Here is a 12,273-nt window from a genome sequence, read left to right as displayed (position 1 = left end):
TTGAAACGAATAGCCCGACCCGCTTTTTCTGCGGGTCATGCCCTATTCCTTTTTATTTTACTTCAACTTATTCAAATACATATTCACCACATTATCTAAACCTAGATAAAGCGCTTCTGAAATTAAAGCATGTCCAATAGAAACTTCTAATAAACCAGGTATATTTTGATTGAAGAACTGAACATTATCTAAACTTAAATCATGTCCGGCATTGATTCCTAAACCTAATTCGTTTGCCAATTTTGCAGCTTCAACATAAGGATCGATTCCGTTTTTATTTCCAAGACTGTATTGATGCGCAAAAGCTTCAGTATACAATTCGATTCTATCAGTTCCTGTTTTTTTTGCTCCTTCGATAATTTCCAGAACTGGATCAACAAAAATCGAAGTTCTGATTCCGTTGCGTTTAAACTCCTGAACAACTTCAATTAAATACGACTCATTTTTAATAGTATCCCAACCCGCAGAAGATGTTATCGCTCCAATTGCATCCGGAACTAAAGTTACCTGCGTTGGTTTGCACTCTAATACTAAATCGATAAAATTATGTTGAGGATTTCCTTCAATATTATATTCGGTATGTACGATTGCTTTTAAATCGCGAGCGTCCTGATAACGAATGTGACGCTCGTCCGGGCGTGGATGAATCGTAATTCCCTGAGCTCCGAAATTCTGAATATCTGTAGCAACTTTTAATAAATCAGGAACATTTCCGCCACGTGCATTTCTTAAGGTTGCAATTTTATTGATATTTACACTTAACTTTGTCATATAAATAGATAATTAATTCTAGTAACACTATATTTGTTACGACAAAAATACAAAGTAAAACGTAGCAGTTTTTGCTATTTTTTGATTATTTTGCATCAAATATCTTCAATTGATTTATGACAGAAATTACTAATTATATCACCAATGATTTCAGAGCGATTGATAGTCAGGAAACGATATCATCTGTTCAGGACTTTTTTGCAGATTTGAATTTTTCACATTTTCCGGTTTTGGAGAACGGAATTTTCATTGGAAGTATCGCTTCTGACGATATCGAAACTTTTGATACCGACAAAAGAGCGATTGACTATAAATATACTTTAGAACGTTTTTTTGCCAGAAAATCAATGCTTTGGCTGGATGTTTTAGAAGTTTTTGCTAAAAATCACACCAATGTAGTTCCCGTTCTTGACGAAAATAATGCCTATATAGGTTATTATGAAATGGAAGATATCATGAAATTTTTTCAGGAAACTCCATTTTTAAAAGAACAGGGTGGAATTATCATTGTCCAAAAAGGTCTTTTAGATTATTCTATGGGTCAGGTTGCTCAAATTGTAGAGAGTAATAATGGTAAAATTTTAGGTTGTTTTATATCTGAAGCTGATCTGGAAAATGTTCAAATTACGATAAAAATCGGTGTTGGACCAATGAATGAAATCATTCAGACCTTTAGACGCTACAATTATGAAATCATCTCAGAACATCAGGAAGACGCCTATATTAACAGCTTAAAAGAGCGTTCAGATTACCTAGACAAGTATCTTAATATATAAAATTAGATAATGTGTCAATTAGATAATTAGATGGACTCAGAAATTATCTAATTGACACATTATCTAATTGACACATTGCCAAATTATCTAATTAAAAAAAATGAAAGTAGCCATATACGGACAGTATTATCAAAACAGTACCGAACCAATTATTAAGGACATTTTTCTATTCTTCAATTCCAATAATGTAGAAATGGTAATTGAAGAAAATTTCCTGAAAATGCTTTACGAAAAACAACTCATTGACAATGAATATGAAACTTTTTCGTCTAGCACATCTTTAGATAATAGTTTTGAAATGCTAATTAGTATTGGTGGCGACGGAACCATTTTAAGGGCTGCGACTTTAGTCCGCAATTCAGGCGTTCCTATTTTAGGAATCAATGCAGGAAGGCTGGGTTTTCTGGCTACAGTTCAAAAAGAAAACATTGACAGCTTTTTACAATTTGTGATCGACAAAAATTATACGACCTCTGAAAGAACTTTACTAAGCCTTACTTGTGATCCAAAAAATGAAGCAATTGAAGATTTGAATTTTGCCATGAATGAGGTTACTGTGAGCCGAAAAGATACTACATCGATGGTAACAATTGAAACCTACCTAAACGATGAATATTTAAATTCTTATTGGGCAGACGGATTAATTATCTCGACTCCTACCGGTTCTACCGGATATTCATTGAGTTGTGGCGGTCCATTGTTAACTCCAGACGTTAAAAGCTTAGTAATAACTCCAATCGCTCCTCATAATCTAACCGCAAGACCACTTGTTATCCCTGATGATACCGAGGTTAAACTGCGTGTTTCCGGGCGAGAAGATCAATATTTAGTTTCATTAGACTCCAGAATAGCTTCTGTAAAAAACGAATCTATTTTGACAATTACAAAAACTGACTTTAAAATAAAAATGGTTGAAATACCAGGCGAAACTTTCTTAAAAACATTAAGAAATAAGCTACTTTGGGGAGAAGACAAAAGAAATTAAGGCTTTTTCTGACACCCACCTATACGATAATACCACTTTTTCTCGTTCTGCATGTATCGAATCCTCACTAAATGTCTGAAATTCATACCGTAAATTGAAAAAAAAGCACATTTAACTAAAGCAACGTTGATTCGTATCGATAATTATTATATTTGCACGCAATTTTGAATTAAATGAAGAAAATTTTTAATTTATTGTTATGTTTTTTCCCCTTTATCACACTAAACGCTCAAATTAATGAGATTGGTGTTTTTCTTGGCGGAAGTAACTTTATTGGTGACGTAGGAAGTACAACCTATATTGCTCCGGAAAAACTAGCTTTTGGGGTTTTATATAAATGGAACAAGAGTCCGCGCCATTCTTATCGTTTTTCTTATACACAGTCATCTGTTAGCGCAAACGACTTTGATTCAGACGAAACGGGACGAAATAAAAGAGGCTACAGTTTTGAAAATACTGTTCAAGAGCTATCTGCCGGTTTAGAATTTAATTTTTTTGATTTTAATTTACACGATTATCACCCAAAAATTACTCCTTATATATTCTCAGGATTAAGTTATTTTAGGTTTGATAAAATATATCGACAAGCATCTAATCCAAATTTGACTACATCTCAAAGATCAGGCTCATTTGCAATACCTATAATATTAGGTATAAAATCGAATATAGCCCCACATTGGGTTTTAGGTGCCGAAGTTGGAGCTCGCTACACTTTTACAGATAATATTGACGGAAGCAACCCTGACACAAGCAGCGCAACTATAAAGAAATTTGGAAATTTAAATAATAATGACTGGTATGTCTTTTCAGGTATTACTTTAACTTATACCTTTGGACAAAAACCTTGCTATTGCGCAGAATAATAAAATGAATTTAATAGACTCTATAGATCACACAAATTTACCCAAACATCTGGCCATTATTATGGACGGGAATGGTCGTTGGGCCAAGCAACAAGGCTTCTTAAGAGCTTTTGGCCACGAAAATGGGACTAAATCTGTAAAAAAAACAATTACTACTTGTGCCAAACTTGGTATTGAGTATCTTACCTTATACGCTTTTTCTACAGAAAACTGGAATCGTCCAAAACTCGAGGTTGAAGCATTAATGAGAATATTGATTAATTCTCTTAAAAAAGAACTAGTTACTTTACAAGAAAACAACATCAGACTAAATGCTATTGGTAATCTTGACAAATTACCAAAATCTGCTCAAAAAGAACTGCTTGATGTAATTGATAAAACCAAAAACAATACACGTCTCACGTTAACACTGGCTTTAAGTTACGGATCACGAGAAGAATTGGTAAATGCTGTTAGAATCATCAGTGATAAAGTTAAAAATAATATAATTTCAATAGACACTATTGACGATTCAATTATAAATGAGCATCTTTACACGCAAAATTTACCTGACGTAGATTTATTAATACGAACAAGTGGAGAACATAGAATAAGTAATTTTTTGCTATGGCAGATAGCCTATGCAGAATTATATTTTACTAATGTCTTGTGGCCAGACTTTAAAGATCAAGATTTATATGAGGCTATTATTAGTTATCAAAAAAGAGAACGTAGATTTGGAAAAACCAGTGAACAAATTAAATAATTTTTTAGTGTTACAAAAAAGAGTACAAATAGTCCTTACCCTACTTCTTTTGGGTAGTTTTTCACAAATAAAAGCACAAGAAAGAGTTCCTTTTGATCAAGGAAAAAAATATATTCTTGCTAAAGTTTCTGTTGTTGGTAAAATAAGCTTCAATGAACAAACTGTTGTTACCTTCTCTGGCCTTCAAAAAGGACAGGAAATAACTGTTCCTGGTGAAGAAATCAGTGGCGCAATTAAAAAGTTAGGTAAACTTGGTCTTTTTGACGAGATTGCCTTCTATATTAATAAGGTAGAAAACGATAGTATATATCTAGATTTAAATATTGTTGAACTACCTAAACTAAACGAAGTTAAATTTGTTGGTATTAAGAAAAGTAAAGTCGAAGGACTTATTAAAGACAACAACTTAACAAAAAGCAAAATTGTCAACGAAAACTTAATTACTACGACAAAAAACTACATAGAAAACAAATACAAAAAAGACGGTTTTTACAACACCAAAGTTACTATTACCACTACTCCGGATACTATAAACGGACATCAGGTAAACATGCTTGTTCGGGTAGACAAAGGTGATAAAGTAAAAATCAGCAGCATTGATTTCATTGGAAATAAGCAACTTACAGACTCACAGTTAAGAGGCGCAATGAAAGACACAAAGCAAAAAAATATACTTCGCGTTTTAAAGTCTTCAAAATTTATTCCTGAAAAATATAAAACCGACTTAGAAAAGGTAATTTCTGCTTATAAAGAAAAAGGATATCGTGACGCTCGTATTATTTATGATTCTGTTGTTTACAACAAGCAGAAAAATATGCTAGCCATTAAAATTAATCTGGAAGAAGGAAACAAATATTACTTCGGAAATATTAAGTTTTTAGGAAATACTGTTTATTCTGACCGTACTTTAAATGGTTATTTAGGAATTAAAAAAGGTGAGACCTATAATGGTGTTTTACTTGAAAAAAGAATCGCAGACAAATCAAAACCTGACGCTGAAGATATTACTAACTTATACCAAAACAACGGATATTTGTTCTCAAATATTAATGCTGTAGAGGTAAGAACAGTAAATGATACTATCGATTTTGAGATTAGAGTTACTGAAGGTCCTATCGCCTATTTCAACAAAATTTCGGTTGTTGGTAATGACAAGACAAATGACCACGTAATTTATCGTGAGTTAAGAACTAAGCCAGGAGAAAAATATAGTAAAGAACAATTAGTTCGAACTATTCGTGAAATTGGACAATTAGGATTCTTTGATCCTGAAGCAATTGAACCAAAGTTTAAAAACGTAGATGCCGGAGCAGGAACTGTTGATATTGAATATCATGTTGTAGAAAAAGGATCTAGCCAGGTAGAACTTCAAGGAGGTTACGGTGGTGGAGGTTTCATTGGTACTTTAGGATTGTCATTTAACAACTTCTCGGCAAGAAAGCTTTTCGATAAAGATGCCTACAAGCCTTTACCAATGGGAGATGGTCAAAAAGTAGCATTACGTTTACAAGGAAGTACATATTTCCAAACCTATAGTTTATCATTTTCAGAACCATGGTTTGGAGGAAAAAAACCAGTACAATTTAGTTCATCCATATCATATAGTAAACAATTTCTTAATAATTATGTCACCAGAAGTGTTGATAAAAGCAAAAGTTTTAATATTTTTACAGTGCAAGTTGGGCTAGCTAAAAGATTAACAGTGCCAGATGATTATTTTGTATTGTCACAATCTGTAAGTTACCAACACTATGATTTGAATAACTATAACACAGGTTTGTTTACCTTTGGTAATGGTGCATCGAGAAACTTAGCTTATACAATAGGACTTTCAAGAAGTAATAAAGGGGTTAACCCAATATTCCCAATGTACGGTTCTGAGTTTAGTATTTCTGCAAAAGTTACACCTCCTTACTCATTATTTAATGGTATTGATTATGGAGATTTGCAAAATCAAAAAGAGTACAAATCAAGATGGACAGGAGCATCAACTTCTGGCTCAGATGGAAGACCACTTAACAATGGTGACTATATTAAGTCAGAAACAATAAATGGACAAACTGGTACAGTGAGTGTTGGATCTGATTATACAAGTGCAGATACAGACCAAGGTAAAGTAGACCAGAAAAAATATAATTGGTTAGAATATTATAAAGTAAAATTTAAAGCTGATTGGTATACTAAAGTATATGGTAAATTAGTTTTAAGAACATTAACTGAGTTTGGTTTCTTAGGAGCTTATGATCAGGCAAGAGGAGTTGTACCATTTGAACGTTTTTATTTAGGTGGAGATGGAATGGCACAATACTCAATGGATGGTAGAGAAACGATAGGATTAAGAGGTTATCCAAACAACTCGTTAACTCCGGTAAATGCGGCAGGAGATCAAATTGGAGCAACAATTTATAATAAATTCTCTATGGAATTACGTTATCCAATTACATTGAAATCATCTGCTTCAATTTATGCTTTAACGTTTTTAGAAGCGGGATCATCATACCCAACGTTCAAAGACTATAATCCTTTTGATTTAAGTCGTTCAGCTGGTGCTGGTTTACGTGTATTCATGCCTGCGTTTGGATTATTAGGTATTGACTTTGGATATGGTTTCGATGCTCTTCCAGGAGAAACTAAAGCACATGGTTGGGAAACTCACTTTATCATAGGTCAGCAATTTTAGTGAGAATTTTCCGTTAATGATTTTCAAATAAGGTAATATTATGAGAAAACAGTTTTTATTTATATTTTTAGCCTTGATTGTAGTCAATACAAGTCAGGCACAAGGAAAAACGACTAGGATTGGCTACATCGACATGGAATACATTTTGGAAAATGTTTCCGACTATAAAGAAGCGAAAGCCCAATTGGAGTTAAAAGCCCAAAAATGGAAACAGGAAATTGAAGCTAAGAAGCTAAATATTAATACTCTTAAAGAAAGTCTTAAAGCTGAAAAAGCACTACTTACCAAAGAGTTAATTGATGAAAGAGAAACTGAGATCAAATTTCTTGAAGACGAAATGTTAGATTACCAACAAAAACAATTTGGTCCTGACGGAAGTTTAATTCATCAAAAAAAGGCGTTAGCAAAACCTATACAAGATCAAGTTTTTACAGCTGTTCAAGATATAGCTGAAGCTAAAAATTATGATTTTGTATTTGATAAATCATCAGATTTAACAATGCTTTTTAGCAATAAAAGGTTTGATATTAGCGATCAGGTTCTACGTATTTTAAACAGAACTGACAAACGTGAACAGTTGACTAAAAAACAATTGAAAGATCAGGAAGCTAAAGAAAGTAAAGAAAATGCTATTGATGAAAATCCTGCATTGCAAGACAGACAAAAAGTATTAGACGAAAAGAAAGCTGCCAGAGATAAACTAATCGAAGACAGAAAATTAGAGCAGGAAGCTAAGAAAAAAGAATACGACGACAGAAGAAAAGCAATATTAGCAGAGCGAGAAGCCAAAAAAAATGGCACGGTTTCTGAAACAGCAAAAACAACTGATGCTACTAAAACTGACGGTACAGCAAAAACCGCAACACCAGCGGCGGGAACTGAAACAACACCAGCAGCACCAACGGTAGATAAAGCGGCAGAAAGACAAAAGCTTTATGAGCAACGTAAAAAAGAATTAGAAGAAAGAAGAAAAAAAATCTTAGAGGAAAGAGAAGCGGCTAAAAAAGCAAAAGAAGCCGAAACACCGAAAACAAATACGACCAATAATTAATTAATATTTTTAAAAATGATGAAACAAATTAAAACTTTACTAATTGCTGCCATTTTAATTTTAGGAGCAAGTAACACAATGAACGCACAAGCTAAGGTAGCTCATGTTGATGTTAGCGAGATTATGTCGAAAATGCCTGCAATGCTAGATGCTCAAAACCAATTACAAAAATTAAGCGGTACATATGATGCAGAATACAAAAAAATGGTTGACGAATACCAAGTAAAAATTAAAAAATACGAGGCTGAAGCTGCAACTGTAACTGATGCTGTAAACGGAGATCGTTCTAAAGAAGTTCAAGACATGCAAAAAAGAATTGTTGACTATAGAGACAATGCACAAAAAGAACTACAACAAAAAGAAACTGATATCGTAAAACCATTAATGGAAAAAGTAAGAGCTTCTATCCAAAAAGTTGGAAAAGCTAAAGGTTTCCAATATGTTCTTGACGGTTCTACTTTATTATTAGCTGACGGTCCAAACATAACTGCTGATGTTAAGAAAGACTTAGGATTCTAAGAAATAAATCTCATTATTAAAAATGGCTCAACTTTTTAAGTTTGAGCCATTTTTTTTGCTTTTAAAATTTGTACTTTTTAATTTTTAAGGGCATGTAGTTGTTGTTGGTACACAATCAAAAATAGGAAGCCCATTTGCATCGTCTCCTCTATAGCAAATTTTGCCAACCGGACAATATGGAAAATTTCCACCATTAATACTTTTAAGCTCTTCTTTTGTTAATTTCTCGCAATTTTTTACAAATTTCATAGTTATAATTGTTTTAAGGTTGAATAGTAAATATAGTACTTTTTTTACATTTTATTAACTTATTTATTTAGCATCCTGATAGTAGAAAAACGTAGAAATATGTAACTTTGTAATATGACGAACAACAATCCTATAGGCGTTTTTGATTCTGGTATTGGAGGAACTTCCATCTGGAGCGCCATTCATGAACTACTTCCAAACGAAAAAACAATTTATTTAGCCGATAGTAAAAATGCTCCTTATGGTCAAAGAACCAAAGAAGAAATTGTTGCGTTGAGCAAAAAAAATGTTGATTTTTTACTGGAGCAAAATTGTAAAATTATCGTTGTTGCCTGCAACACGGCTACAACGAATGCCATAAGAGAACTTCGTGCTGAATATGATGTTCCGTTTATAGGAATTGAACCTGCAATAAAACCTGCAGCTAATAATTCGAAAACACAAGTGATTGGTATTCTGGCTACAAAAGGAACGCTTAATAGTGAGTTATTTAATAAAACTGCCGAAATGTTTCAGCATACTACAATAATCGAGCAAGTTGGTCATGGACTTGTACAGCTTATTGAAGACGGAAATCTAAATTCGCCAGAGATGACTCAATTATTAGAATCATATTTACAACCAATGATTGATGCAAATATTGACTATCTGGTATTAGGTTGTAGCCACTATCCGTATTTGATTCCACAGATAAAAAAGATTCTGCCGGAACATATTCAAATTATTGATTCAGGCGAAGCAGTTGCAAGACAAACTCAAAATGTCTTACGCGAAAAAGTTGGTTTTACCGATACTCAAAATGGCGATCCTACTTTTTATGTAAACTCAAATCCTGAAGTTTTAAAATCGATTTTAAATTATAAATATCCGGTAATCGAAAAAGATTTTTAAACCGCTACTCTATTTTTCGCTTGACGAACCATATCCCATCCAAAGATAAATTCAAGGATATTTTATGGTAGTTTTCTTTGATAAGATTATCTGAGATTCTTCCTTTTTGTCCATAAGAATAAGAAATATTAACGGCGGAAAAAGTGTTTTCAATTGGCAGCGAAACTCCAAAAGAAATTGCTGAATTATTAACTCTTTTTCCGTCGACTTCAAGATAACCGGTATCAAAATTCAAACCTGTAGAATACTGAACCGTGTCCCAATATCTTCTGGCATTTTTTCTGGAGTTATAAGAAAAACCAAGTGCAAATCTGTCTTGATTAACAAAATTTCCATATAGCTCAGACTGATTGGTATTGTTCCATAAACTCTTTTCATAATCAAGAGTCACGTTTAAATTGTTTTTAAAACGTTTGCTCACTCCTACTCCAATTTCTAAAGGCATATAATAATCATCTGTATCTGTTGCTACATTCGATTCTACACTCGTTGCAACATCATTTGCTATCGTTTGAACCGACTGAACTTTAGAAGCTCCAATTTGTGCTGGCAACTTAAATGTTGAAGCAATTGTAAAGGTCGAATCAATTTTATACTGGGCACCAAAAGTAGCTCGCAAACCCGTATAATTTGTTTTTTTATTTATCGTCGTTATAGAATTTGCAATAAGAAAACTTCTGTCATCCTCAGTATTTCCGAACAAAACTGCTGCCGACGCTCCTACCGATAATTTTTTCCCAAATCGATATCCATACGAAAAATCAAAATTATTTAATCCTCCGGAACCCGCTGCAGTTAGATAATAATATTCCTGGCTGTCCGAAATTGGTAGTTTAAGATTAGAAATTTTAAATGCTGCACTGGAATAAGGACGCAAGGCAACACTAAATCCGGAGTTTTTAGTAACCGGAAATGCAAAAGCTATATGCGAAAATTGAAAATTATTACGCTTTTCGCTTCTTGAACCACTTTGATACGTTGTAGCAATAGCTTTTCCTCCAATATCAAACATAAAATGACTCTGTGGTAAATAACCTAATGACGCCGGATTTAAGTTATTTATAAAAGTATCCGAAGGCAATGCAATACCCGAAGAACCAATTGACGGAAGCGATCCAAAATCAGAATCGTATAAACTTCCAACTCCGTATAATGAATAAGGAGAACTTGAAATACTTTGAGCAAATGAAGTCAACGACATTAAAATGGCGCCACTTAAATAAACTATTTTATTTTTCATTTAATAAGAGATGTAATAAATTTTCAATTGAATTTTATTGTTCAAATGTTTTTGATCTCCTAAAACAACTCTGTTGACTGCTTTAGAAATTCCGGGTAAATTAAGAAGCAAAGAAGATTTGGAATCTGATTGTTTCAACATTTCTTTTTGCAGAAAACCTCCTATAGGAATTGTATAGCCAATGTTTTCGTTGAACTCATCGCTCTTCTTATTTAAAATTCCATATACTGCTGCTCCGGCAGAATTTAGCAAAGGCGCGCTAATCCTGTTCAAATTATCGGCTACATAAACACTTAAAGAATCGGCCAAAGGATATTTATCTGAATAAGAATTATTAACTGGTTTCAAAACGAGTTCGGCAGCAACAATAGCCCCATTTGCGGCTATTTTTTTTAACTCTTTGATATTGGGAAAATCAATTCTGCAGGAAACCCCCGTTCCGGACTGAATAAATCCTTGCTGATTGGTTAAGGAACTTGACAACTTGCCTGTTGTTCCGGGCAGATTCTGGAGCAAAGTTCCGGATTTATCCGATGAAACAGAGTTGAACTGTTTTGTATTGTCAAGTATAGTGAAATCCATAATATAAGGCGTCTCTTCAGTATCTGCCTTGTATTTTGAATAATACAGCCTAATTTTACTGGTAGTAGTACTAAAACCAATTACACTGGAAGAATTAGAAGAAGAAGGCACTAAAACAAATCCTTTCAAGTATTCTGTGAACGTGTCAAAATCCGTGACTTCTCTTTTCTTTAATTTCTGAAAAAGTTCTTCTCCAAATGCATCACTCATTTTAATATTGATCGAATCTTTTTCCGTTGGGCGAGGTTTATAGGAGATCGTACCAAGACTTTCTGCACTATAATTCAAGGTCGAATTGTTATAGAAATTATTATCCTCTGTGTTGGGTTTTACTTTCTGAATCAATCGATGGATATCAAATGTCTGCACCTTTGTAGTGTCTCCAAAATAATAGTTATCATATTTTAAAATCATCGAAATAGAATCAAAAACATAATTAACAGATTCTGTATCTGAACCATTATTTACTAAAGTATACGTAGCAGACGATAATTGAAAATAGCTGTCTGACTTTACCTTTCCAAAAATGGGATCGTCATAATTTCCAATCAAAATTCGGCTTTGCCCTGAAGTTACAAGCGAATCCAAATTTATGGTAGACATATCAACCGTAAGAGTATCTATCAAAACAACTTTATTACTCAAGGCCAAATAATCAGACCCAACAACAAACTCGCCGGCATCTGTATCTGTACCACATGAGATTAACGATAGCGCAAAAAAGAACATTAATATAAACTTGTGCATAATCAATTTTTTGAACAAATATAAAATGCACTCTTCTGCACTACACTATAACATATACAGTCACGCATTTTTAGCCTATAAATAGCAGAAAATCATCTATAACAGTTTATTACCGCCAAATACTTCATTCAGCCTTAAAAAGGGCTATTTAGTCTATCAAAAAGAGCCATACAT

At 33.3% G+C, this 12,273-nt stretch carries 12 protein-coding genes; 8 read left to right on the top strand and 4 right to left on the bottom strand.

The features are described from left to right. Positions 1–57: 57 nt before the first annotated feature. Positions 58–771, bottom strand: coding sequence for a pyridoxine 5'-phosphate synthase (locus LPB88_RS02135; protein ID WP_089353979.1), 714 nt, complete (start codon positions 769–771; stop codon positions 58–60). A gap of 116 nt (positions 772–887) precedes the next feature. Here LPB88_RS02135 and LPB88_RS02130 point away from each other — a divergent pair, with 116 nt between their 5' ends. From LPB88_RS02130 to LPB88_RS02100, 7 genes are all read left to right on the top strand, one after another. Further along, positions 888–1,547, top strand: a complete 660-nt coding sequence (locus LPB88_RS02130) for a CBS domain-containing protein (protein WP_230712151.1) — start codon at positions 888–890, stop codon at positions 1,545–1,547. A 100-nt stretch (positions 1,548–1,647) separates the two neighbouring features. Next, positions 1,648–2,532, top strand: coding sequence for an NAD kinase (locus LPB88_RS02125; RefSeq protein ID WP_230712150.1), 885 nt, complete (start codon positions 1,648–1,650; stop codon positions 2,530–2,532). A 173-nt stretch (positions 2,533–2,705) separates the two neighbouring features. Continuing rightward, positions 2,706–3,395 (top strand): DUF6089 family protein, encoded by a 690-nt coding sequence (locus tag LPB88_RS02120; protein ID WP_230712149.1) that lies wholly within the window; start codon positions 2,706–2,708, stop codon positions 3,393–3,395. 4 nt (positions 3,396–3,399) lie between these two features. After that, the gene (locus LPB88_RS02115; protein ID WP_230712181.1) at positions 3,400–4,140 is read left to right on the top strand and encodes an isoprenyl transferase; all 741 of its coding nucleotides are present in this window, start codon (positions 3,400–3,402) and stop codon (positions 4,138–4,140) included. After that, positions 4,073–6,820 (top strand): outer membrane protein assembly factor, encoded by a 2,748-nt coding sequence (locus tag LPB88_RS02110; RefSeq protein WP_230712148.1) that lies wholly within the window; start codon positions 4,073–4,075, stop codon positions 6,818–6,820. The genes LPB88_RS02115 and LPB88_RS02110 overlap by 68 nt, the downstream gene beginning before the upstream one ends. 40 nt (positions 6,821–6,860) lie before the next feature. Then, entirely contained in the window at positions 6,861–7,871 is a 1,011-nt protein-coding gene (locus tag LPB88_RS02105) for an OmpH family outer membrane protein (RefSeq protein ID WP_230712147.1), read from the top strand. Positions 7,872–7,886: 15 nt separating this feature from the next. Then, positions 7,887–8,390 (top strand): OmpH family outer membrane protein, encoded by a 504-nt coding sequence (locus tag LPB88_RS02100; protein ID WP_230712146.1) that lies wholly within the window; start codon positions 7,887–7,889, stop codon positions 8,388–8,390. A gap of 84 nt (positions 8,391–8,474) precedes the next feature. On the opposite strand, the gene LPB88_RS02095 is transcribed toward LPB88_RS02100, so the two are convergent. Next, on the bottom strand, positions 8,475–8,639 hold the full coding sequence (locus tag LPB88_RS02095; protein ID WP_230712145.1) for a bacteriocin: 165 nt from the start codon (positions 8,637–8,639) through the stop codon (positions 8,475–8,477). A gap of 114 nt (positions 8,640–8,753) precedes the next feature. On the opposite strand from LPB88_RS02095, the gene murI reads away from it, so the two are divergent. Further along, positions 8,754–9,530, top strand: a complete 777-nt coding sequence (gene murI, locus LPB88_RS02090) for a glutamate racemase (RefSeq protein ID WP_230712144.1) — start codon at positions 8,754–8,756, stop codon at positions 9,528–9,530. 4 nt (positions 9,531–9,534) lie between these two features. Here murI and LPB88_RS02085 read toward each other — a convergent pair whose 3' ends face one another. Together LPB88_RS02085 and LPB88_RS02080 are read right to left on the bottom strand one after the other, a co-directional pair. Continuing rightward, on the bottom strand, positions 9,535–10,770 hold the full coding sequence (locus LPB88_RS02085; protein WP_230712143.1) for an aromatic hydrocarbon degradation protein: 1,236 nt from the start codon (positions 10,768–10,770) through the stop codon (positions 9,535–9,537). After that, positions 10,771–12,099: a DUF4270 family protein gene (locus LPB88_RS02080; protein ID WP_230712142.1), complete on the bottom strand. Its 1,329-nt coding sequence runs from the start codon at positions 12,097–12,099 to the stop codon at positions 10,771–10,773. It abuts the gene before it with no gap. Positions 12,100–12,273 lie beyond the last annotated feature (174 nt).

This window comes from Flavobacterium sp. JAS (assembly GCF_020991455.1).
GTDB lineage: Bacteria > Bacteroidota > Bacteroidia > Flavobacteriales > Flavobacteriaceae > Flavobacterium.
Note: the sequence above shows the minus strand (reverse complement) of the source record. Positions and strands in the feature narration are given on the sequence as shown.